The 23,880-nt window shown below is 43.7% G+C and carries 24 protein-coding genes; 13 read left to right on the top strand and 11 right to left on the bottom strand.

Annotated elements, in window-relative coordinates:
• The first annotated feature begins 128 nt into the window (after positions 1–128).
• The 3 genes from NWE95_09025 to NWE95_09035 are packed head-to-tail and all read left to right on the top strand — an operon-like array spanning position 129 to position 2,860.
• Positions 129–947: a GNAT family N-acetyltransferase gene (locus NWE95_09025; protein MCW4004035.1), complete on the top strand. Its 819-nt coding sequence runs from the start codon at positions 129–131 to the stop codon at positions 945–947.
• Positions 934–2,319 carry a hypothetical protein gene (locus NWE95_09030; protein MCW4004036.1) on the top strand — a complete coding sequence of 462 codons (1,386 nt, stop codon included), beginning with the start codon at positions 934–936 and terminating at the stop codon, positions 2,317–2,319. Before NWE95_09025 ends, NWE95_09030 begins: the two co-directional genes overlap by 14 nt.
• Before the next feature lie 16 nt (positions 2,320–2,335).
• Positions 2,336–2,860: a hypothetical protein gene (locus tag NWE95_09035; GenBank protein ID MCW4004037.1), complete on the top strand. Its 525-nt coding sequence runs from the start codon at positions 2,336–2,338 to the stop codon at positions 2,858–2,860.
• Here the strand turns inward: NWE95_09035 and NWE95_09040 are convergent.
• From NWE95_09040 to NWE95_09065, 6 genes are all read right to left on the bottom strand, one after another.
• Positions 2,852–4,042, bottom strand: a complete 1,191-nt coding sequence (locus tag NWE95_09040) for a glycosyltransferase family 4 protein (GenBank protein ID MCW4004038.1) — start codon at positions 4,040–4,042, stop codon at positions 2,852–2,854. The two genes, NWE95_09035 and NWE95_09040, sit on opposite strands and share 9 nt — an antisense overlap.
• A gap of 336 nt (positions 4,043–4,378) precedes the next feature.
• Positions 4,379–4,525, bottom strand: coding sequence for a hypothetical protein (locus NWE95_09045; GenBank protein ID MCW4004039.1), 147 nt, complete (start codon positions 4,523–4,525; stop codon positions 4,379–4,381).
• Between the two features lie 86 nt (positions 4,526–4,611).
• On the bottom strand, positions 4,612–5,883 hold the full coding sequence (locus tag NWE95_09050; GenBank protein ID MCW4004040.1) for a hydroxymethylglutaryl-CoA reductase, degradative: 1,272 nt from the start codon (positions 5,881–5,883) through the stop codon (positions 4,612–4,614).
• Positions 5,884–5,972: 89 nt separating this feature from the next.
• Positions 5,973–6,989 (bottom strand): MBL fold metallo-hydrolase, encoded by a 1,017-nt coding sequence (locus NWE95_09055; GenBank protein ID MCW4004041.1) that lies wholly within the window; start codon positions 6,987–6,989, stop codon positions 5,973–5,975.
• Between the two features lie 11 nt (positions 6,990–7,000).
• A complete protein-coding gene (locus NWE95_09060; GenBank protein MCW4004042.1) occupies positions 7,001–7,405 on the bottom strand; it encodes a hypothetical protein in 405 nt (134 codons plus the stop codon).
• Positions 7,393–7,959 (bottom strand): AAA family ATPase, encoded by a 567-nt coding sequence (locus NWE95_09065; protein MCW4004043.1) that lies wholly within the window; start codon positions 7,957–7,959, stop codon positions 7,393–7,395. The genes NWE95_09060 and NWE95_09065 overlap by 13 nt, the downstream gene beginning before the upstream one ends.
• 90 nt (positions 7,960–8,049) lie before the next feature.
• Here NWE95_09065 and thpR point away from each other — a divergent pair, with 90 nt between their 5' ends.
• Entirely contained in the window at positions 8,050–8,619 is a 570-nt protein-coding gene (thpR, locus tag NWE95_09070; protein MCW4004044.1) for an RNA 2',3'-cyclic phosphodiesterase, read from the top strand.
• Between the two features lie 5 nt (positions 8,620–8,624).
• Positions 8,625–10,046 carry a CCA tRNA nucleotidyltransferase gene (gene cca, locus NWE95_09075; protein MCW4004045.1) on the top strand — a complete coding sequence of 474 codons (1,422 nt, stop codon included), beginning with the start codon at positions 8,625–8,627 and terminating at the stop codon, positions 10,044–10,046.
• Here the strand turns inward: cca and NWE95_09080 are convergent.
• The 3 genes from NWE95_09080 to NWE95_09090 all read right to left on the bottom strand — a co-directional run bounded on the left by NWE95_09080 (position 10,032) and on the right by NWE95_09090 (position 11,929).
• Positions 10,032–10,823, bottom strand: coding sequence for an undecaprenyl-diphosphate phosphatase (locus NWE95_09080; GenBank protein ID MCW4004046.1), 792 nt, complete (start codon positions 10,821–10,823; stop codon positions 10,032–10,034). The genes cca and NWE95_09080 overlap by 15 nt on opposite strands.
• A gap of 405 nt (positions 10,824–11,228) precedes the next feature.
• Positions 11,229–11,477 carry a hypothetical protein gene (locus NWE95_09085; GenBank protein MCW4004047.1) on the bottom strand — a complete coding sequence of 83 codons (249 nt, stop codon included), beginning with the start codon at positions 11,475–11,477 and terminating at the stop codon, positions 11,229–11,231.
• A 269-nt stretch (positions 11,478–11,746) separates the two neighbouring features.
• A complete protein-coding gene (locus tag NWE95_09090; GenBank protein MCW4004048.1) occupies positions 11,747–11,929 on the bottom strand; it encodes a hypothetical protein in 183 nt (60 codons plus the stop codon).
• Between the two features lie 118 nt (positions 11,930–12,047).
• Here NWE95_09090 and NWE95_09095 point away from each other — a divergent pair, with 118 nt between their 5' ends.
• Entirely contained in the window at positions 12,048–12,632 is a 585-nt protein-coding gene (locus NWE95_09095; GenBank protein MCW4004049.1) for an HNH endonuclease, read from the top strand.
• A gap of 39 nt (positions 12,633–12,671) precedes the next feature.
• On the opposite strand, the gene NWE95_09100 is transcribed toward NWE95_09095, so the two are convergent.
• Positions 12,672–13,010, bottom strand: coding sequence for a PIN domain-containing protein (locus NWE95_09100; GenBank protein MCW4004050.1), 339 nt, complete (start codon positions 13,008–13,010; stop codon positions 12,672–12,674).
• A 56-nt stretch (positions 13,011–13,066) separates the two neighbouring features.
• On the bottom strand, positions 13,067–13,288 hold the full coding sequence (locus NWE95_09105; protein ID MCW4004051.1) for an AbrB/MazE/SpoVT family DNA-binding domain-containing protein: 222 nt from the start codon (positions 13,286–13,288) through the stop codon (positions 13,067–13,069).
• Positions 13,289–14,136: 848 nt separating this feature from the next.
• Between NWE95_09105 and NWE95_09110 the strand changes: the two genes are divergently transcribed.
• The 7 genes from NWE95_09110 to NWE95_09140 all read left to right on the top strand — a co-directional run bounded on the left by NWE95_09110 (position 14,137) and on the right by NWE95_09140 (position 23,758).
• Entirely contained in the window at positions 14,137–15,534 is a 1,398-nt protein-coding gene (locus tag NWE95_09110) for a nicotinate phosphoribosyltransferase (GenBank protein MCW4004052.1), read from the top strand.
• A 107-nt stretch (positions 15,535–15,641) separates the two neighbouring features.
• Positions 15,642–16,841: a thiolase family protein gene (locus tag NWE95_09115; protein ID MCW4004053.1), complete on the top strand. Its 1,200-nt coding sequence runs from the start codon at positions 15,642–15,644 to the stop codon at positions 16,839–16,841.
• Positions 16,838–18,346, top strand: a complete 1,509-nt coding sequence (locus NWE95_09120; GenBank protein ID MCW4004054.1) for a hydroxymethylglutaryl-CoA synthase — start codon at positions 16,838–16,840, stop codon at positions 18,344–18,346. Before NWE95_09115 ends, NWE95_09120 begins: the two co-directional genes overlap by 4 nt.
• A 271-nt stretch (positions 18,347–18,617) precedes the next feature.
• The gene (locus tag NWE95_09125; protein ID MCW4004055.1) at positions 18,618–19,517 is read left to right on the top strand and encodes a nucleotide sugar dehydrogenase; all 900 of its coding nucleotides are present in this window, start codon (positions 18,618–18,620) and stop codon (positions 19,515–19,517) included.
• 140 nt (positions 19,518–19,657) lie between these two features.
• Positions 19,658–20,695 (top strand): glycosyltransferase, encoded by a 1,038-nt coding sequence (locus NWE95_09130; GenBank protein MCW4004056.1) that lies wholly within the window; start codon positions 19,658–19,660, stop codon positions 20,693–20,695.
• 18 nt (positions 20,696–20,713) lie between these two features.
• On the top strand, positions 20,714–22,024 hold the full coding sequence (locus tag NWE95_09135) for a phenylacetate--CoA ligase family protein (GenBank protein ID MCW4004057.1): 1,311 nt from the start codon (positions 20,714–20,716) through the stop codon (positions 22,022–22,024).
• Positions 22,025–22,036: 12 nt separating this feature from the next.
• Positions 22,037–23,758, top strand: coding sequence for a hypothetical protein (locus NWE95_09140; protein ID MCW4004058.1), 1,722 nt, complete (start codon positions 22,037–22,039; stop codon positions 23,756–23,758).
• The last annotated feature ends 122 nt before the right edge of the window (positions 23,759–23,880 follow it).

Here is a 23,880-nt window from a genome sequence, read left to right on the forward strand (position 1 = left end):
TTATTTTTATATACTGCTGAAAGCATAAAGGTGTTTGTTGCAACAACCTGTTACATTAAATCGCAAAAATAAGAATCAAGCTTAATTGTTAGTTTTATTTCGTTTATTTTATGTTTCAAGTTAAAGTGATGAGCGTTGAAGACTATCCCTTCGCGGTGCGGCTTGCAAATACCATGAACTGGAACATGACCAGACAAGACCTTGAGTTCATCGCTTCGCTTGAACCAGAAGGTTGCTTTGTGCTCGTTAAGGGCGCGGAACGGGTGGGTATGGTTACCTGTATCAGCTATGGCCTCGTAGGCTGGTTTGGCAACCTTATCGTCAAAGAAGGAGAACGTAACAAGGGTGCAGGAACCCTATTGGTGAAGCATGCGATTGATTATTTTCATGGCAAAGGCATAGAAACCGTAGGGCTTTACGCTTATCCCCAGCTTACAAAATTTTATACCAACATTGGGTTCAAACATTATGAAGACTTTGCTGTTATGCAAGCAACACCCACTCAGAGTATAGAGAAAAATCTGCTCAATGTAACACCGCAGAATTTGCAAGCAGTGGCAGAATTTGATAGGTGCTGTTTTGGTTGGGACAGGCACAAACTACTGGAAGCAATTGTTTTAGCCAAGGGCAATTTTGGCTACTTTTACTCAGAAAAAGGCAAGGTTGTGGGGTATGTATTAGCTAAAAATTACGGAAATATGGCTGAGGTTGGACCCTTAGTGTGTCAACCTGGCCGTTTAGATGAAGCCAAACAACTTCTCGAATGCGTCCTCGGTAAACTGGTGGGTTTGAGCGTTTATCTTTGTGTGTCGAAGAATGAAAACGTCTTTATCTCTAAACTTGTGAATATTGGATTTACAGAGAAATTCTCGGTGGCACGAATGTTTTTAGGACATGTTGCAACGAAAGATTGTATATATTTAGCAGAGTCTCTTGAAAGAGGATAAAACCTTGATACATGACGATTACTGTACTTGTCTGCTTAAAGATTTCCTTGATAATTCATGGTCAACCATAAAGGTACTGGCAGAAGCAATTTCGAGCCCCACGCAAGAAAAGACTCGAAGAAAAATAATGTTATTCCAATGCGACGAGGGGCAAAAGAAACTTGTTGAGTTTGATGATGACCGCTTTTTTTTGAGAGGCTCAATTGAGTATTCGAACCCCCAGTTAACTGTCGAGGAAGTTCAGGGCGTCATTGGCACACGTATGCTTGAAGTTTGCGCCAACTACTTTGCCAAGTGTGGTCTACACCAACCAGATGCAAATGACATCGTTCAGCTTTGTGAGGCATTAAAGAAACCTCCTGAAGGCTACATCGTGCCCTTCCTGCTAAACACTGACGATGTTGAACTTGACAGGTACTCAATGAACCCGCTAAAAAACTCCATAGTGGAGAGTGGGCAAAGTGCTTTTCCCGCCGCTTACGTAAACACTGACCAGCTAAAGGTTGATTGGGATTTTGTGAAAAAGTATGAGGGTACCTTAATCACAAAAAAAGAGGCTGAGTTCATAAGCGAAAACCTTGAAAGCACTAAGGGTAACTATCTTGATTTTGTTGACTGCGTGAAGCACAAGCAACTTGAAGACCTCTCCAAGCTTTTCGGCATGGACTTATCACTGTATTCTCTTCGTATGCCCCTCTCCACCCTGCAAACGGAAGGCAAAGACGGCTTGTTGCACTATATTATTAGTGAGAGCCACCGCGACTACAACGCCATCAAAGAAGCATACTCCTGCATGGGAAGAAGCATGTCAAAACGAACAACGCTGTTAACGGTGCCGCATTCAAAAAAAGGCTACGGCTCCAAACGGGCAGCACGAGGCAAAATCCACTTTGACGACAGCAAACTGCGAGATGTCAACGTCAAATATCAGAACACTGAACTCTACCCCAACGACATTGATCCCAAAGACGTAGCTGTTGCAAAAGCCAGCGACGACTTTACAGTGCCAGGCGAAAAACTCGCAAACTACAACTTCGAGGAGACCCCCTCTTCACCGCAGTTCTTCCTCTACTCTTTAGGTTCACCTGAAGACGCTGCGGTTTGGCATGGCGTAGGCTTGTATGCCTCCCCTCAGCTTTTGCAAAGTTACGCTTCCGCTAGAAAAGTTTGCAGAAAGGGCACACTAATGGCAAACATAAGCCAAAAATACAACATAAAACTCGACGTTCCACTGCAGTTTAATCTTACGCCAAACAGCATGTGGAGCCACCCTGTTCACCGAAACATAGATGCCAGCATCGGCACCGTAGAAAATATTAAGCAACTAGTACGACAGGGAATGAGGCTCGAGTACCTATCAGCTTTCAAATAGGAGGAGCATCAGTGCTGTGTCGCCAGTAGAATACATGCTGTTTCGAATCCTGCGCCAGCTCAGAAAACTACCTGTTAACATATTGGGCATCGGAAACCCCAAGGTCATTTTTACGGATTATTTTAAAGGCTTTGAAAACATTCCCGCTGTGCAGGGGATTTTCGGAGAAAAAACCAGCGAGGTTCTTCGCAATCTTGTGGTAGAGCTTAGCTGGGTGAGCGGCTACATGTACGTAGACGGCTCAGATGGTCACTTGGTTATTAGCAAAAACTACTTAACAACAGGCAACAAAACAGACATCTACTTAGATTTAATTCACGAACTCTACCATGTTAAACAATTTTTAGAAGGCAGAGAACTCTTCGACACAAGATACGATTATGTAGAACGACCCACAGAAATAGAAGCTTACCGCTACGTCGTACAAGAGGCAAGACGGCTGGGTTTGAGCGAGGAACGAATCTGCTCATACTTAAGGACTGAGTGGATGAGCGAGTACGATTTAAAAAAGCTGGCAAAATCAGTTAACCTCTCATGTTGACAGCACTTCTCTGTAAACGTTGAGCACTTTTTGGGCGCAAATGTCCCAAGTAAAGTTTTCAGAGACAAACTTGCGACCGCTAGCACCCATCTTTTCTCTCAGAGTTTTGTCTGAAAGAAGCTTAAGCAAGGCATCCGTTAACGCATCAACACTTCCTTGCTTAGCTAAAAAGCCAGTTTCTCCGTCGCGGACAGCTTCTTTGACGCCGCCTACATCAAAAGCAACAACAGGCTTACCTGACGCCTGCGCTTCAAGCAACACTATGCCTTGCCCCTCCTGAATCGATGGCAAAACAAACACGTCAGCGCAGTTGTAGAGTGCACCAAGCAAATCTTCTTTCACGTTACCAATAAACATGAAGTTACCCAAAAGATTAGCAGCCTGCAGAGTGGCTGTCAACTCTTTTTTTTGGGAACCTTCACCGACAACTAAAAACTTCGTTACAGGATATTCGGCTACAATCTTTTTAGCAGCCTCAACCAGAAAAGACAAGCCTTTCCGCGGAATTAAACTTCCGACAAAAAGCACACATGGCTCATTGCCTAAGCCGAACTGCTCTTTTACTGCCTCAACATTCGATATGGGCTTAAATTTCTCTACGTCAACACCGTTTGGGACAATCCGAACCTTACTTGGCTCAACACGGTAATGGCGCTGAATTTTTTCCAGTGAATACTTGCTTATTGTAATGATAAGCGTTGCATCCTTAGCTGTTTGTGCTTCTAAGTTGGCAAGCCTTCGCATAAATCGATTAGCAACCCTGCTACGGAAGGTTTGGTAACCGTTTTTCTTTGCTTGCTCATACTCATCAGCCAGAACCCCATGGATTGTATGTATGAATGGCTTGTTGATGCCCAGTTTATGGAGTGCTTTGGGAAAACCATAGCCGCTTACCGCATGAGCTTCATAAACATCAGCGTCTATCTCGCTGGCTTTTTTGGTTAAGCTGCGGTTGAAATACCAGTTGTCTATGGGATAAAGCTTGTCGGTGGAAGGGCAGGGAACTATTTTGACTCCATTTATTGTTGTTGGCGTTGTGAAGCCTGCTTTTGTGCCGCTGTAAACGGTGATGTCAGCTTGGTTTTGCAACCGCTTGGCAGTTTCGATTATGCGACGCTCTACGCCTCCAAAGTACAGGTGAGGCGGTTGGGTGTTGAAGACAGCTAACCGAAACTTTTCCATACAGCGCACTTCTGGCTTATTGTTAAGCGTGGTTTAGATATAAGTTCAACCTATAACTTTTGACTTTGCTTACATTCAGGTTGCTGACGCAGTGAACATATTTTGCATCCTAATATTAAATTTATGCACCTAAACCTATAGGGTCTGTTACCATTGATTTAACTACAAACAATTGAATGCTGCTTGTTACTGCGTACAACCAAGACCCTTAATGTACGTGGTAAACCTGCCGCAAGCCATGTACGTAGTAAAACGAACGCTCACCAACATATTTGGAGCATATTAGAAACTCATTGCAGAAACCTATAGAGGGGTAGGTTGGTGTTTTGGAATTTTTTAGTTGTTGGTTTTGTTGTTTTTACTGCGACCATCCGTTACTACGACCATTGCGGTTGCTGTTGCTCTCATGGGTTGGTCGTAGTAAAACTCCCAAGTACCGCGATAGCTAACTCCTTGATAGTCGTAGTAAAACCGCCACAGCAACCCAGCACCTAAACTTGCTTTATATAGGGGGATAGGGTCTATGGCAGAGCAACATAAATCCAAAATCATCGTTAAAATGTTGCAGTTTATTGTTTTTTGGTTAGTTGGTCGAGGATTTCTTTAGCGCGGTCAACGCGGACTTTCCGTTCCTGAACCATTTGTGCAGCTACTAAATCTATCAGTTCATCTTTTGCGCCAGCGGTGATGGCGATATTTCTTGCATGAAGCGACATGTGACCCCGCTGAATACCCTCGTTCGCTAACGCACGCAAAGCGGCAAGGTTCTGAGCCAAGCCAACAGCCGCCAAAACCTCCGCAAACTCATTAGCAGATGTGACACCTAAAATTTTCATGGCAATCCGCGCGATAGGATGCGTTTTCACAGCACCGCCAATTAAGCCAACAGCCATCGGCAACTCAATAACCCCCTCCAAATCACCGCTTGCATTCTTCGTCCATTTCGATAAGGTGGTGTAGGCACCGTTTAATGCTGCGTAAGCGTGCGCTCCTGCCTCAATTGCGCGGTGGTCGTTTCCCGTCGCTAAAACCACAGCGATTATGCCGTTCATTGCACCTTTGTTATGTGTAGCTGCTCGATATGGGTCAGCCTCAGCAAAAGCTGAAGCATAAGCAATGCCGTCTACGACTGCTTCTCCGCCTAATGATTCCTTGGGCACGGTGCACCATGCTTTCGCCAGCCGTTTCGTAGCTAAATTGGAGATTATCCGCAAATACACCTGCCCGCCTGTAAGTCCCTCAATCATCGGCGCAACTGCCTCAGCCATAGTGTTAACAGCGTTCGCACCCATTGCATCTCGACAGTCCACAAACAAGTGTACAATCAACATTTGACCCATCCTCGTATCGATAATTCTTGCCTCCAAGTCTTTAGCGCCGCCGCCAAAAGAGTTGAGAACTGGGTCTTGGTCGTTTGCCTTCTTTAAAATTGCCTCTTTAGCCTCCAAAACCAACTGTTTTGCCAGTTGGGCATCTTCAAGTTTAACCACTTGAATTTGTCCAATCATAACAGGTGTGGTACTACTTGTGCGGAAGCCTCCGCCATCACGAACCATCTTTGCTGCATAGCTGGCTGCGGCAATAACGCTTGGCTCTTCAGTAGCCATTGGAATAAGGTAGTCTTTACCGTTGATTAGGAAGTTAACGGCGACACCTAACGGTTCAGGGAAAACACCGATGACATTTTCAACCATGTGGTCCGCGTTTTCCATCGACAAGGAACCAGTGTTCTCCAGCAAACAGACTTCCTCGTCCGTTAAGCCTGCGAAAGCCTTAACAATTGCTAATCGCTCTTTGGGTGAGAGTTTGTAGAAGCCCGAGATTACTGACGACTTGACCATTCTCCATTACATCTTCCTTTGAGGTGTGTGAGTAGTTTTGATTTTTCGCTTTTAAGCTTTAACTAATCCACAGTCAGAAACACTATTGCCTATAAAGTTGTTTGCCCCGAACTTCTTGGCATGGCAACTGCAGAAACACCTAACCGCTTGTTAATCTCTTTCGCCAACGCATCACCGTTGCTTCGGTAATTGTCAGTTATAACCTGTTTAGCTTTTGAAAGCTTAACGTATTCAACTAACCCATCAAAGTCCGAGTGGTCACTTAATGCGACAAGGTATTCGCGGTCACCGATTTGCCGACAAGGCTTGCTGAACTCCCAACCGCTTACGCAAATCCGTGCGTTCCGCAAACCCACGTGCTGACGCGAATTCATATGATAAAATGCTACGCACGGCAAGTTGCCGTCCAAAAGCTCATGCCCCTCTGCTGAAGAGGAAAGCGACACGTCACCAAGACGCATGCCATGTTTCTCGCAGACTTTGGTAACTTCATAAACTCGTTCTGGCATGACAAACGGCACTGCAACGTCTGCGTCACGTAAAAGCTGCATAACTTCTTGTAGTTTGCCATGGTAGCCGAACACGTAAACTGCGCCGCCGCGCAAACGTCTCTCAATCATAGAAACCAAAAGTTTTCGCACATCAACGCCAAAGTTGCGCCTGCACGATGGGCTACCATACGTTGCCTCAACCACCAGCACGTCGCAGTCCACAACTGGCGTGTCGTCCAATCTGAAGTCGCCTGTCCAAACGATACGTATGCCGCCAGCATCTTCAAGCAGCACTTGCGAGGCGCCTAAAATGTGGTCAGCCCTGACAAGTCTGATTCGTTCATCACGATACTTGAGGACTTTTCCGTACTCTAAACATTGCACTGGCATCTCTTTGAGCTTTAGCGAGCAGTCAAGTGTCATGGCAAGGTCACGTGTGGCTTTGGTCATCAAAACTTTCTCGCAGCACTTTAAACTCTTGCGTAAACCGCCAAGATGGTCTGCATGCGCATGCGTCACAACCCGCAGTGGTCTTGTGCCATCAAAAGCGTCGCAGGCTACACTGTCACCTAGCAGGACAGCGCCGCTTTTTGTTACCCGAGCCCTTTCAGCCAAGCATTATCCTTCTATTGTGTGGTTTTTTCTGCCAGCCACTCGACTAGCTGGCGTGGATTATCTGTTTGGATGGTGAACTTGAGTGGGCCAAGTGGGGATTCTGCGGTTTCTTCTGAGAACGAGACGTGCCCAGCGAAAGCTACCTGCTTGTTTAGGTAAAAGTTAATCGTGTTTCCTCGAATGGATTTGAAGAGTAGTTTTCGTGCGGCGTCGCGGATTCTGTCTTGGCGAAGAAGATTGCGCAGGTTCGTGAGTGATTCTTGCCCTTTTGCTTCTGCGACAAGGACGCTGCCTTTGTGGGCAGGCTTGATTGTTATGGAGGCGTTGGCTAAAACATTGTTTACTGCCGCTTTGACTTTTTCTTCGTCTTCGGTTGGGTTGACCTCTGCCTCAACGGTTATTGTTACTTGAGCCATTTTTCCTCAATCCTCTCCAGTGCCTCTTTTACTTTAGCCTTAACTTGCTCGACATTATTATCGTTCACTATCATCACCTGTGCCATCGCTATGACGTTGCCCAAGCCAACGCTGAGTTCGCGCATGTCTCGCTCGTGAAAAACGTTCCAGTCTGCTGAGTCGTCGCTTCTGCCTCGGTTGTAGAGGCGGTGGAATCGGGTTTCTGGCGCTGAGTGAACGGCTACGAGGATGAATTTTGAGAAGTGCTCTTTGAATATGTCGGCTTCGTAGAGGCTTCGCAGGCCGTCCACGAGGACTTTGTTGCTGGTTTGTTGTTGGATTTTTGGGATGCATTTTTGGGCGACAACGTAGTTTCCGCCTTCTTGGCGCAGTTGTAGCATGACTTTGCCCACGTTTTGGGGTGTTAATTCTAAGCCGCGTTTTTGTGTTTCTTGCCTAATTACGTCGCCCATGACTACAATGTCGTAGCCCAGTTCGCGTGCGGTGTCAACGACTAGAGATTTTCCTGAGCCAGGCATGCCTGCTAATCCGATGACTAGTTTGTTAGCGTTCATACTGTTAATCCTTTTTTGGTTGTATATTGTTCTTGAATTAAAAAGCATTTATGCGGGTTACGTGTTAAAAATAGCTTTGAGGAAAAATGAATGTCTGAGAGAATCAGAAGTTTCATCGCGTTTGATATGGAAAACGAAGCGGTTCTGGCTCGGCTAGGTGCTGTGCAGAAACAGCTGGTTGAAACGGGTGCAGACCTCAAAATGGTTGCGCCGCAGAACATTCATGTCACGTTGAGGTTTCTTGGCGACATCAGCCCCACTATGGTGGAAAAGGTCTATGAAGCAATGAAGCAGGTCAAGTTTTCGCCTTTCACGGTTCAATTGTGCGGTTTAGGTGTTTTTCCCAGCTTGAGTTATCCGCGTGTGGTTTGGGTTGGTATGACGCAGGGTGCGGAACAGCTCAAGAGCATTTTTAGTCAGTTGGAACCGCAAATTCAAAGTTTAGGTTTTCCAAAGGATGCGTACGGTTTCAGCCCACACTTAACGACTGCTCGTGTGCGGTCAGGAAAAAACAAGCAGCAACTTGCAGAGTTTGTGACGAAAAAGGCAAATTATGATTTTGGAGCGATTAGTGCTGATTGTTTGCGGCTTAAAAAAAGTGTGCTCTCACCGCAAGGTCCAACTTACTCGACTCTTAGGGAATATTGTCCACAAAAATGATTGCCATGCAAAAAATTGAAACAGTAACCAAGCGGGTTCTTGCGAAAATTACGCCTAAAAAAGAAGAACGCGCCAAAATTGAGGCGCTAAGCCGCAAGTTAGAGCAGAAAATTGCTGAGGCGTGCCAAAGTGAAGGCGTTTCTGCTGTTGTGCGTGTTGAGGGTTCAGTTGCGAAGGACACTTGGCTTAGCGAAAACCCAGACATTGACGTATTCATGCGCCTGCCAACTTCGATTCCAAGAGAAAACCTTGGCGATGTAGGCTTAAAGATTGCAAGGAAAGCCGCTGGCGGTGCTGTGCAGGTTGAACGTTTTGCTGAGCATCCTTACCTTGAAATTTTTGTTGACGGTTACCGCGTTGACATTGTGCCTTGTTATGATGCTAAGGCTGGTGAGTGGCAGAGTGCAACTGACCGAACACCCTACCACACTGACTACATCAAAGAGCATTTGGACAAGAAGTTGCTTGGTGACGTTCGGCTTCTGAAAGCGTTTATGGCTGGTGTTGGTGTTTATGGTGCGGAGATTAAGGTTGGCGGCTTTAGCGGCTACCTGTGCGAGCTTTTAATCATGAAGTTTGGTTCGTTCGCGGGTGTTCTTGAAGCCTTTGCTGGTTACAATCGCCAAGTAGTAATTGACATTGAAGGTTTCTATGCCAAAAGAGAAAAAGAGTTGCCACTGCTTTTTCCAGAGCAACTGGTTATTGTTGACCCTGTCGATAAGGGAAGAAACGTGGCTTCAGCAGTGCAGCCTCACAAACTCTACACGTTTATTGGTGCGGCAAGGGCGTTTCTGAAGAAGCCCGATGAAGCGTTTTTCTTCCCGCCTGAAGGGCAAAGCCTGTCGCCTGTAAAGGTCAGGCGTAATCTGAAGAATCGCGGTTCATCAACGGTTTTTTTGGTGATTAACCAGTTGAATGCTGTTCCAGACGTTTTGTGGGGGCAACTCTACCGCTCACAGCGTTCACTGCGCAAGTTAATTGAGTTAAATGATTACAGGGTTCTCAGGGATGCAGTTTGGAGTAACGAGAAAAATCGTAGCATCTTTGTTTTTGAGCTGGAAGCGCAAGTTTTGCCGAACGTTAAGAAGCATTTGGGTCCACCGCTTGAGCGTGAAGAGGAATGCGAGAAGTTCTTGGCAAAGTATTCCGCCAGCAAGGGCGTGGTCTCTGGTCCATACGTTGAGGATGGTCGCTGGGTGGTCGTGGTGCCTCGGAAAAACGTGGATGTTGCGGCTCTTTTGCAAGAGAAGCTTGCGGATGGTGGGAAGAATGCTGGTGTTGCCGAGTTGATTGCAAAGTCTGTCCGTAAGAGTTTCAAGGTTCTGGTTAATGAGGAAGTGTTGCCTGTCTACAAGCGCGAGGAGGATTTCGCCGTGTTCTTGACTGAGTTTCTTGTGGGTAAGCCGTTTTGGCTAAAAACCCAGTAAACCTAAAACTACAAGTGCCGCTCCGATTATTAGGCAGTAGATGGAGAATAGGTAGAATTTCTTTGCTGCCAAACTCTTCCATAGCACCTTTAGAGCCAAAAAGCTAACTGCCACGGTTATGGCTACTGAAGCAACCAGTTCCAGTGCGCCGATGCCTGCAATTGACAGCGCGTTGTGTTCTTGGTATAGTGTCATGCCTAAGGCGCCGATGACTGCTGGAACCGAGAGTAAAAACGAGAATTTGAAAGCTACTTCCCTTCTTATGCCGAGTAGGAGGGCGACGGCGATGGTTAAGCCGCTTCTTGAAATGCTTGGGATGATGGATATGCCCTGCATTACGCCGATTAAAAACGCGACTGGGTAGCTTATGGTGTCTTTTCGCTCAGTGGTGAATTTTGTTGTGAAGAGGATTATGCCGCCAGCGATTAATCCCGCGCCTAAAAGCGCAAGAGTGTTAAAGTAAGCGTCTAACTCGTTGCCCGCCAGCAGTGCTATGAGGGCTGTTGGGATTGTGCCGATGATTATAGGCATGATTAGTTTGCCGTCTTGCGAGTGAAAATCTCGTTTCCAAAGTGCTGAGAGTACGTTTTTGATGGTGCCCCTAAAGTAAACCAAAATCACAAACAACGTGGCGACATGCAGCACTACGTCAAAGAGCAATGGTACGGTTAAGCCAAAGAAGTGTTCGGCGATTCTTAGGTGACCTGTACTGGAGATGGGTAACCATTCTGTTATGCCTTGGATTAAGCCTAAACTTATTGATTGCAAGATATCCATGAGAGGTTCCGCTGTAAGTGGTTATTAAATAGTCTATTTAAATCACACGCGCCTACTCGGGTTCTAGATGTACAATTACTTGAAAGTAGCAAACTGCTGGTAATATTGTCGAAGTGTTGCCGTAATGAATGCCTATCAGAAAATAAAAATCTAAAAGGGCGAGGAGCGTTTTATTTACTACTAATAGGTGTTATTGAGATTTTCCCATCAACATAACAAACTACAAAGCATTGCTCAGAAAGCCCAAAGTTTTTTTTTGGTTCTGACGATAATAGGTTCCCCCTCTTTGAGGGTGTTTGGTACAAATTCCAATATCGTTCTTTCTTGGATTTTGATATTTTTTACGTCTATGTTTAGAGGCAATTTAAGCGAAATTTTCTTCTCATTATCGTCATTTGCCATAGATTATTTCTTCTCGTCAACTATTTTGAAAATCTTAATTGTTTTACCTTCTTTACAAATGGCAACTTTTTGAGGTTGTTTATCATCTTCAGTTGAACCTAATATGCATGAACCAGAGGTTAAATTCTTAAGCACTTCAGCATCAAAATTGAATGAGAAACGCTCAATAGTTATTGAATCGTTTACTTTACAGGTGTCTGTAACTTTTATTAAATGCGATTTGGCTTCCACTGCTTTCCTTTTCTCCGGCATTTTTTTACCTCAATGCTATTTCTACGCTATGTAGATTTAAGGCTTGTTAGATTGATTATGATTTGACTTTTCTTAAATATTTTGCAGCTCGGTTCGCCAATTTGAAGTCCTCTATTGACCTCAATAGAACCCCTTGCCCTGTATTCAGAGGAGCAAAAAGTAACATGAACTCAGTATACTTGGGATATTTTATAAAAGTTGTCTGTCGTGTTTCATTTGTTACATTATTGTATATAATATTCAATTCGACTTCCACGGCTTTCAACTCATCACGTGATGTTTCCAATATATCCACAGAGTCTAGGAGCCAAAGTTCGGGCTTCTGAATCTATCCTCAGGTTTATTTCAATAGGCTTCCTTGTGGTTCTGTTTAGTAATCCAAGCATTATGTTGTAGGCTACTACGTACATTGAACCCTCTTGGTTGCACGTAGTAACAGAGCGCCACGACAAAACACTCATCCTGTACGTAGTAAAAGCGTAAGGCAACCCCCTCTTCCAAAAGCGCCTTTTTATAATAGGAAAACGCTAAAAGATGAAACCTATAATTTGTTTTTGAGGGGTAAATGCTTTGCCGCCAGCAGCTGTGAAAAGTGTTAAAGACTTGATTTTTTGGCAGTATGCAAAAATTATTGCCCAATCAGCAGGGATCGGAAAGAAAGATTATGGTTTTGTCATGAACAGGTTTAAGGAGCTCAAGCAAGGGGAAATCTTTTGGAACGAAATCCGAGAATACGTTAAAGAAAGGGAGCATTCTGACCAATGCATCTTCTGCGGCGCAACAACAAACCTAACACTTGAACATTTACTGCCACAGAAATTCCACGGTCCAAACACCGAAAAAAACCTCGTTTGGATATGCAAAAGTTGTAACTCCCAAAAAGGAGCCAGACGCCTCTACGAGCACTTCGCCATACAAGCAGGCGTTGAAGCAGCCAAATACGGCGTGCCACGTATAGCAGAAGGCAAATACCTAAAACTAGCCTTTGAAACCTTCAAAGAAAATAACCTCCTAGAAACCAGTCAAGACCAATTAGTCAGCCAGATTTGCCCAAAATGCAACATGAAAACACTCTGCATAAGACAAGGCACAGAAGGCAAACTTTCACCTTTCTGTATCGATGGCATGTTGACACTGTGCTTCATGAATTGCTAAATATCTTTGACTTAAAATAGAAAAAAACCAACCACCGCACTATGGTATCCATTTTGTTTTTATGTTTAATGTTTTGTAATGCGGGTCATCAGTTAACACATAGTCAGCTTCGCCATTTTTCACGTATGAAGCGATTATAGCATCAGCAAGCGGTATTTTTCGATTTGACAGCAACAGACCACCAGTGATTAATGCATGCTCTTCATCTAACGGCACGACTTCCACCCCACGCTCTTTTAATAATCGTATTTTGTTTTCAGCAGCTTCCTGACCAATTCTCGCACCCGCAATTTCAACAAATTCAGCCAACACAACTGTAGGAACCAACAGATGCCCTCTGAGTTCTTTTTCCAAAAAATCTCTAGCTTTTCTACCCATTTCAGCAGTGGCGGGAACTTCCAAGAAAAACAAAAGACGAGTATCAGCGACACAGGTCAACGCCAGTTTCTCCGACGCTCATCAAGCTCAGCAAGAATTTTTTTAAATTCTTCTTCACCAACGGGTTCGCCAGGCTCTAAGGGCGGCAATGGTTTGAGCACAATTTTATCGTCTTCCGAACTAGCTTCTAGGATTGCTCCTTCTTCTATGCCGAATTTGGTGCGCAATTCTTGGGGGATGGTTACTTGACCTTTCCGTTTAACTCTAACACGGGACAACTAAACCACAGTCACACTAATGCACAGTCCAACTTAAGAACCTTCTGCCACCAAAAAAACACAAATCACGCTTTAAAAATGGAGAGGTGCTAAAAGCCAACCCATCGGCTGGCTGTACAATTTTTGCGTGGCTCACCAACCTATTTGGCGTCTATTAGTATCCTATTTGGATGCTATTAGAACTTCTATGCAGAAACTATAGAGGGGTAGGTCAAAACGACGCTCCACAAGGCTACAGACCAAGCATATTTGGAGCCTAATAGAGGTTCTATGTATAAACCTATAGGGGGTAGGTGAAATCTGCTCCTTCACGGCTGTGGGGCAGGCATATTTGGATTCTAATACTTAACCATTGCACTACACCCTAATGGGGTATCTTATTGGCGCAAAATTGCTCCAAAAGCATGTTAATTTACTACGACCATTGCTACTACGACCATTACGGAAGCCATTGCCCATCTGGAATGGTCGTGGTAAAATTTTCAAAGGCAACCATAGTCACCTATTTGTTGGTCGTAGTAAACCGCCCAAATTGCTTTTTATAGGGGGATAGGGGTAGGGTGCAGAGCAGCAAAAACACATTGCGGTTGATTGTTTGGCTTTTTTTAAATGGTTTTTTGAATGCCAAAATTGTTTATAGGGCTGGTTTGGGCTTGGCTTAGAGTTGACGGGCGAAAGAAAAATCCCACTGGGTCATGCTAGTGCCCAACTGCATTGCACCATTCATTGCCACTCAACATTTCTTGTGGATTCTAAAACGCTCAAAACATGCACTCACACCAACAAAGAAAAACAAAAAAACCAAAACCTAGAAAGCAATAAATCAACCAAACCGCCACTACTAGCGCATGAACCATTTTCTAGACTACCTAAAAGAGGAAAACATGAGCCTCTTCACCGACTACTACGAACTAACCATGTGCGCAAGCTACTACGACAACAACAACTTCCAACCAGCAACATTCGACCTCTTCATAAGACGCCTACCACAAAACCGCTCATACTTCCTCTTCGCAGGACTAGAACAAGCACTCCAATACCTACAAACCATCAAATTCACACAACAACACCTCACATACCTCAAAAAACAAGGCTTCAACCAAAACTTCCTAAACTACCTAAAAAACTTCAAATTCACAGGAGACGTACACGCCATCCCAGAAGGCACAATAGCCTTCCCAAACGAACCCCTAATCCGCATCACCGCACCCATCATAGAAGCCCAACTAATCGAAACCTTCCTCCTAAACACCATAAACCTCCAAACCACCATAGCAACCAAAGCCTCAAGAGTAATCCACGCAGCCAACGGCAAAACAATCATCGAATTCGGCCTACGACGCGAACCAGGCATCGACGCAGGCATGAAAGTAGCACGCTCAACATACATCGCAGGATGCCAAGGCACAAGCAACGTCCTAGCAGGCATGACATACAACATCCCCGTCTTCGGAACCATGGCACACTCCTTCATCATGTCATACCTCAAAGAAATCGACGCCTTCCGCGCCTTCGCCAAAACCTTCCCAAACAAATCCACACTCCTCATCGACACCTACAACGACATCACAGGCGCAGAAAAAGCCACCATAATAGCCAAAGAACTCGAAGCAAAAGGCCACAAACTCGGCGGAGTCAGACTAGACAGCGGCGACATGCTCAAAAACAGCAAAAAAATCAGAAAAATCCTCGACGAACAAGGATTAAATTACGTCAAAATCTTTGCAAGCGGCGACTTAGACGAATTCAAAATCGCACAACTACTCAAAGGAGGCGCAAAAATCGACGCCTTCGGCGTCGGCACAAAGATGGGCACATCAGCCGACCGACCCTACCTTGACGTCATCTACAAACTATGCGAAACCATGACAACAGACGGCATCTACGCACCCATCATGAAATTAAGCAAAGACAAAATTACCCTCCCAGGCAGAAAACAAGTCTACAGATTCACCAACCACGACAGCACTTTCAAAAAAGACATCATCGCCTTAGCCGACGAAAAGATAGACGGAGAACCACTATTGATTAAAGTAATGGAAAAAGGCAAACTAACCTACAAATTACCATCACTAACCCAAATCCGCGAAACAGCCGCAAAAAACCTTGCTAAATTACCAAAGAAATACAAGACGCTAACCAACGCTTCTATTTATCCTGTCGAATTAAGCGTCAAACTGCAAAACCTAATTGAAACGCTCAAGCAACAATTAACAACAAACGAAATTAACTTCCATAACCATTAGCGGTCGCCTACCACATGGACATTTTATTGTTATTTTGGCTGAAATGGCAAACACTTAATAATCTTCTTGAAAAAGGTAAAATGCTATCACAAAAAGAGAGGACATGAATGCAACCAGCCATAGTTGCTGTCGGCAGAACCAAGTTTGGAGAACACTACGGCAAAGAGCCAGAAAAACTAATAGAGGAAGCCTGGCTTGCCGCTTCAAACGAATGCAACATAGAACGCAAAGACCTTGAAGCCTGTTACATGTCAGACTGCTTTCTCCCAATCACCAACAAACTAGGTCTAGAAGAGGGCTTTCTCTCAGAACTAACCGAACTCCATGTACCCATGGAAGTAATGCGCTCCTTTAGCGCTGCCCTGCAAACAGCATGCTACGCCATTCAGGCAGGAGTTTACAAAACTGTACTCGTGGGCGGCATTGAGAAAATGACTGACCGGTGGGACAAGATTCGCGATGACCTTATGCTTCTTGATGACCCATGGAGCTTTTACGCCGGTGGAACACCCGAATCAAACCATGAACTCATGCTAAGAGCATACATCAAACGGTATGGCATAGAGGGCGAACCGCTCGACCAGTTCAACACCGCTTTAGCTCAGATTAGCGTCAAAAATCATGATAACGCAAGCAAAAACAAATACGCACAATACCAAAAAAGAATCACCATTGACCAAGTCCTAAACGCAAGAAAAACATCCCATAAACCATTAGGACTTCTCGATTTTGCCCCAATCTCAGATGGCGCATCAGCCCTAATCCTAACCAGCGAATCAGTTGCCAAGACCTTAACTGAAAACCCACTCTACGTTTTAGGCTACGGTTCAGCCACCGATTACCTCTACTATCCAGGACGAGAAGACCTCTCACATTTTGTAGCCGCTGAGCTTGCAATGAAGAACGCATCCAAAACAACCAAGATATTGCCGTCTGATTTGCAGGTCATCGAAGTCTATGACCAATCCACCATGATGGAGATGGTCTCGCTTGAGGACTTGGGCTTTTATTCACCAGGGACTGCTTGGAAAAACATTTTTGACAGCTTCCCAAATAATCAAAACTACTACAAAATTGGTGATAAGAAACTATTCGTGAACACGAACGGCGGCTTAAAAGCTGACGGCAACCCGTTGGGCGCAACTGGTGGCGCGCAAATTTTTGAGATTTATCGACAGTTACGTGGAGAAGCAGGAGAGAGACAAGTTAAAATCGATGATAGTTTACCAAAGAAGGGATGCACCCTTGAGTTTGAAGGCTTTGGCACAAAAGCGTACGTTACAATTTTCGGAGGGCATAACGCTTGAGCAGTGAACCCATAGAGCGTCGTGTCTCTTACTTAGGCGATAGATTGAGAGCTAGTCGTTGCCAGATTTGCGGTAAAGAGTATTTTGAAGTACGTGATTACTGTAGCAACTGTGGCAGAAAAAGCTACGGAAAAATGGACAGTGCAGACCTTTTCTACGACAAGGGCACGCTGGAACTTTGCACCCTAATCAACGAGCCTACAAATAAGTTCACCAAACTTGAAAAATTCGTTTACGGTATCGTAGCTTTCCGTGACGGCAAAATCCGCGTGCCCGCTCGACTAACTGACCAGTTAATTTGCGATGAACAAGAAGTTGACCTCTCAAAGCTTGAAGGCAGAGAAGTTATTCCTCGGTTTAGGCGGCGCTATTCTGTTGGGCGCGGGGATGTTGTTCCAACGATTTCTTTGGCTTTCACATTAACCGATGAATACTACCCACACCAAGAGTACACAATAGTTGAGCCCAAAAAGGAATATGAATTCCCAGGCATCGTGGGCTATGGCGCTTATACTTCTAGGTTCCGTATAAAAGAGACTGGGATGGAGCGGTCTGTACCCTTCATTGATGAAGATGCTGTAACTGCCGCGGTGGAAGCTGGAAAGTTGGCGCTCATTCATTCAGGACTAGACAGTTCTCGAGTTGGGAAGGTTTATGTTGGTTCAGAATCAAACCCGTATGCCGTTAAGCCAATTGCTTCGAAAGTAGCGCAGGTTCTCCAACTAGGCGAAGAAGACGGTGACATTCAAGGGGTTGATGCTGTGGACACCGAGTTTGCCTGTAAAGCTGCGACAAGTATGTTCAAAGACGCAGTAGCGCTTGTGAGCTACCAACGTTCAGGCATAAACTACGCTATGGTTATCGGTGCAGATAACTCTCAGGCGGCACCAAGAGGTTGCCCAGGCGGAGAATTAGATACTTTCGTGGGGTACGGTGGTGCAGCGTTCCTTTTTGGCAAACATGATGTTATTGCTGAAGTTGAGGGCTGGTACTCATGCACATCAGATACGCCTGATTTTTGGCGTCGCGACGGAGAACCGTTCCCTATGCATGGCGGAAGATTCACAGGTGACCCAGCCTACTTTAAACATGTACGCAAGGCAGCCTCAAAACTTATGGAGCGATTAAACCTTAAAGCAAGTGATTTGAATTATTTTGTGCCTCATCAACCTAACCCGCAGTTTCCAGCCCGCATCGCCAAAGAACTTGGTTTTAGAGATGACCAGATTTTGCCATCGCTTTTGATAAGTAAGTTTGGCAACACTTATTCTGGTTGCTCGCCTGTGGGTTTAGCGGCTGTTCTTGATATTGCTAAACCTGATGAGCGTATTTTAGTTGCCAGTTACGGTTCAGGTGCAGGAAGTGATGCATATGTGCTCAGGACAACCAACCAACTTATTGATAAGCGGAAACGACAGAAAATCACGGTGAAGTTTCAAGCAGAAAATCCATTTATTGAATACCTTGATTACACTACCTACCGACGGCTCAAGCTCGGCATGTAGTGTAACATAAGAACTTTTTTTAATCTTACAATCCTGCTTTTAACAAAGCCGCTTATTTACTGCCTAACCATAGTGATAGGCAAATATCAATCACATACGCTTAAAAAGTCATTTTCGTGTCTTACTGATAGTTGTTTCTTGAAAATCAAGATACTGACAGGAACGTGCTTTAGTACTGTGCAGTAAATTGTATAGTTCGGTAAAACGGAACAAGAAAGGGAACTCGAGATTTTAGGCAGAAATAGTCAACGGGAAAGGCAGGTATTGGTTTTTGAAAATTTCGATTATTGGTTCAGGTATTGTTGGACAAGCTACTGGTATAGGATTTACCACCAATGGCAACAGAGTAAAATTTTACGACATTGATAAGGGCAAGTTGTTAGCTCTGAAAAGTAAAGGCTACGATACAACCGATAATTTGGTTGACGCTGTTAATTTTTCGGATATACTTTTTGTTTGTGTGCCGACGCCAACAGTTGGCAGAAAGATTGATTACAGGTACATTTATGACTGCACAAAAACAATAGCTAATGCACTCGAAGAAGCACAAAAATACACAGTGGTTACTTATCGTAGTACCATTCCTCCTCAGACAACAAGAACTAACTTAATTCCGTTGCTTGAAACTTATTCTAATCTAAAAGCAGGCGCTGATTTTGGCGTCTGTATGAACCCAGAATTTCTCAGAGAAAAAAGCGCTCAAGAAGACTTTCTCAATCCTAACAGGATAGTCGTGGGCGCCTTAGATGAAAGGTCAGGTGTTCCTCTACGGAAAATTTATTCTTCTTTTAAATGCCCCATCATTTTCACGGATTTAGATACAGCTGAGATGATAAAATATGCTTCCAACACGTTTCTCGCAGCTAAAATTTCTTTCTTTAACGAGATTTACCTAATTTGCCAGAAATTAAATATAAACCCCAAAATTGTGGCAACCGCGGCTGCCCTTGACCCGAGAATAGGTAGCTATGGTGTGGATGGAGGAAAACCGTTTGGTGGAATGTGTTTACCCAAGGACCTCTATGCTTTCATTTACTTTACTAAGTCTATGGGGCTCAATCCAGCTATGTTACAAGCTATCGCTAAAGTTAACGAGGAAATTGGTCTTTACTGTTCAACCAAACAGGAACCGCAAATAGAAGTGAGGCTACCGCAAACTTGCTCGTCTTAGGCTTGATTGGTTTCTCAATGTTGAGTATAGTCATTATAGTTTACGTTTTTTATTATTATTTAGTATTAAGGAAGGCGTCAATTACCTCATTCACTGATTCATTAATAGCTCATCAAAAGAGAGGTAGCTTTGTTAATAATTTGGCGAATGTTTCGATAATAGTCTCAACTTTCAATGAAGCCAAAGTGATTGAAAGAAAAATCAAAAACATTTCTCAACTTAACTATCCAAAAGATTTGCTTGAAGTAGTTGTTTATGATGATAATTCGACGGATGACACTAGTACAATCGCAGAAATAACCTTAAAAGAAACGAGGCTTCACGGAACTGTAATCCACAGCCCCAGCAGGTTGGGCTTAAACAGGTCACTTAATACTGCTATAGACAAAGCCAAAAACAACATAATTTGTATTACAGACTCCGATGTTTTGCTTGACAAGGATGCGCTAATTAACGCGGTGAACGTTCTGCAGGAGTGTGAAAATGCTGGGGGCGTTACTGGTCATATTCAACCAGTGTTTGAGGGCAGAGGTGTCGCTCAAACCTCTGAATCTTCGTACAGAGACTTTTATCATATTTCGATGCTGGCGGAAAGCTCGTTGCATTCTGCTTTTCCAGGCAATGGTCCATTAATTGTTTATGATAAGTCAAAAGTTCCCTCAAAAATCCCGAATGATTACGGCAGCACTGATGCTAACATCGCGATGAACATTATAAGACATGGGTTAAGATTCCTCTATGTTCCGAATTCAATAGTTTATGAGCCCTCGCCTGAGAATCTTGGGGACCATCAACTGCAAAAGATTCGACGTGCTAAGAGGTTGTTACAGGTATTCTTGAGGAATTACGATGTAGCTTTGACTATCAAGTATGGTAGTTTTGGGCACACAATTTTTCCGTTAAAACTGTTGATGCACGCCCTATGTCCTCTGTTATTACTTACAGGCTTAGTACTAATCGGTCTCTATGTTGCTTTAGCCCAAAACATTTTCCTTTACGCTTTAGCTGGCGCAATCTTAACTGGCACTTTAGTTCTATCGATAGCCTTTAAACGCTTTGGCAGTTTACTCTCAAGCTTTATACTTCACCAGTGCTATCTAGTAATTGGACTGCTTTCGTCACATAGAAAAAGTGTCTATTGGAAGACCATAGACCGAAAGACGAAAATTAAGTTTTAATCAGGACAGATGACCTGAATGGTGAATGTACTAAAAATACTGTATTTTCTCAGGCAGGCGAATAAGCGACTTTACTGGGACGGCGACAAGCTCAAGCGTTATCAAGATAAACGCTTTCGCAGCGTAGTAAAATATGCATACGAAAACGTGCCGTTTTACCATGAATACTACAAGAAGTATAATATTGATATTAACAGTATTCAACGACTTGAAGACCTATCTAAACTGCCGATTGTTAAGAAAGCTGAGTTTAAGAGGCAGAGCCTTAAACAAATTGTATCTGGTGAATATGATCTCTCCAAGCTCAAGATAGTTCGAACAAGTGGGTCAACTGGAACCCCCTTTGAAGTTTACATTAACCAGACCGAGAATGCTTGGAGAAAAGCAATTTACATGCGAGCAAACATTGCTTGTGGGCAGAAACCAAGAGACCGTTGGGTCGTATTAACATCGCCTACTCATTTTCATGATACTACTAATTTTCAGCGCAGAATAGGTATTTTCGCTCAAAACTGCATTTCGCTCTTTGAACCAACAGATCAGAAAATTCAACAAGTAAGCGAGGCAAAACCCGATGTTTTGGATGGGTATTCAAGTTCGCTTGTTATGTTAGCTAAAGAAGTGCAGAAAAAAAATATTTCATCAATAAAACCACATATTGTATTCGGTAATGCTGAATTTATAGACCAAAACTCTAGGCAATGCATCGAAGATGCTTTTGGCGCACCTTATTGTGATCAGTTTGGCTGCGCAGAGATCGACAGGAGCGCTTGGCAATGCCTTGAGCGGCAAGGTTACCACATGGATGTTGACAGCGTCATAACAGAATTTTTGGATAAAGATGGCGCGGCAGTTTCAGCTGGAGAACGAGGCGAGGTGGCTTACACTAGCCTGTTTAATTATGTTATGCCTTTCATCAGGTACGCAATAGGTGACATCGGTGTACCTTCAGATGACATTTGCACATGCAGACGAAAGCTACCATTAATGAAGTTGGTTGAAGGTCGGCTGGATTCATTCCTCAAATTTCCCAACAACAGAGTGTTGTCTCCTATGATTTTCAACTATGCTATCAGCACGTTTAATCATTACAAAGACATTGACCAATTTCAAATACATCAAAAGAAAACTGACCTCATTAACGTTAACTTGAAGGTAAAAGAATTCTCCATAAACAAGGATGCGTTTGCTGTAGAATTTGGCCGTCACCTCAAGAAGTTCTTTGATTTACCCGACGATGTACAATTTAACATTTCTTTTGTGGATGAAATACCGCTGTCAAAAACTGGAAAATTGCGGTCAATTTGGTCTGATATACCAAATGGTTAGGAGCGCTGAACTATGGAGCCTAACTGTCTTTTACAACCAAAACGCTTGCTCTTTTTGTCTTTTCTACCGTTTTTTATATGGCTGATAATGGTTCTGAAGTTACAGGCGACTTATGTTTCTGCGGTTGAATCTGATGCGCTTGCCATGATTAACATTCTTTTTCCGTATTTTTGGATTATACTCGCCTTATTGATAAGCATTTGTTTATATGCTTTTTACAGGAAAGACAGCCCCTCTTGGTTGCACGTGATTTTGTTAGTCCAACTTTCGTTGATGCTTTATTACACGCCTTTTTTGCTTGGTGGTTTTTCTTGGAGCCCTGACAGCCTCTGGCATGGTGGGGTCGCCGAATATATTCCAGCTCTGCTCACAGGTTCAAAATATGTGCTAACGGATTACGGGCAAAGCTACCCGCTCTCTTTCCTAGTCACCTATGGAGTTGAAAAGCTCCTTCGAGTCAATATTCAAACTTACAGTCTGTACATTTTTCCGCCACTCTGCATTGCTTTATTCTCAAGTTTAGCGTATTTGTTTCTTTCAAGAATTTCAAATAAATCAACAGCTTTTATAGCGATGTTACTTGCGTTGCCCGCATTGCACTACTTCGAGCCTCACGTCTCGCCTTTTGCCACTGGAACAGTTCTGTTGTTAGTATCACTGCTCCTCTTGACATACACGGGCACTAAAGCAGCTATCTTGAATTTGCTTGTTATTGCCGCCCTCGTTTTGACACATCCAGTCTCACCAATCTTTTTAGGACTTTATGTGTCTTCAGTTTTACTCGTAAGCTTGACGCAAGTAAGGAGGGATTTTTTAAAAAGTAAGGCTACTCGAAGTTTTGTAAGGGTAAATGTTGTTTTACTGTTTGTGTTTCTAATTATTTTTTGGTCGTATTGGACATTTTATAAAGTTGCACCAAATTATGTGGGCGTAAAAACTCCTGTGGCAAATATCCTTAATCTAAACTTTATAACCAATCTAGTGAATGCTGTTGAATGGACTGCAGGAGGGCAGGGATTTATTTATCCACTGATCAGTCACCTTAGCCTTTTCATATACGCCCTTTTTATGGTTGGAGTTTTGGCCGTCTTTGTCTTTAACCTCTTTAAAATTATCAAGAAAAAGGATACACTAACTACAGTACGAATAGAACTAGCGCTGACAGCAATTCTTTCTGCCGCAATGAGTTATCTGCTTTTTTCTTCTTCTGGGGAGCGCTTCTTGCTTGGCAGGGGGTTGATATTTTTCCTTCTGCTAGGTTCTGCTTGCATTGCAACGTATATTTCGCGAGATAGACCCAAGAGATTTAGGGTACAAACGGCGGCTTCGTTTGTGTTTATTCTTTTTTTGGTTTGTACATTTCCAATTATTGCTTATAGTAAAGAAGCCTACAATACTTTCACTCCCCCAGCAGAAACAGGTCTTGTCTTTATTTCAACGAAGGTGGACCTTTCAAATAAAACGATAAGTATGACCAGCGACCAGCAACTGGCATCATACGCCGACCTTACCAAAGGGTTAAATCTTGTAGACTTTCCACCCAACTTGACACGACAAAAACCAGACCTTGTAGTGATGCGAATTAACTCTTACTATTTTATCGCCATGAGATACGACTTGTCCTTTTTCAACAACAGCTACACTGCTTTATACGACAAGCTTGCCGATGATACGAGTTATAACAGAATTTACTCTAATTCTCAATTTGAAGTGTACATTAGACCTGAAAATTAACATACAAAAGATGTTGCCTACTAGAAACTCATCGCAGAAACCTAAGTGATCAGGCACTTTGGCTTGAAATAAGCCCATTAGCATACTGAAATAGGCGCTTTATCAGTAGATCCAAAAAATAG

This window comes from Candidatus Bathyarchaeota archaeon, assembly GCA_026014725.1.
GTDB lineage: Archaea > Thermoproteota > Bathyarchaeia > Bathyarchaeales > Bathycorpusculaceae > Bathycorpusculum.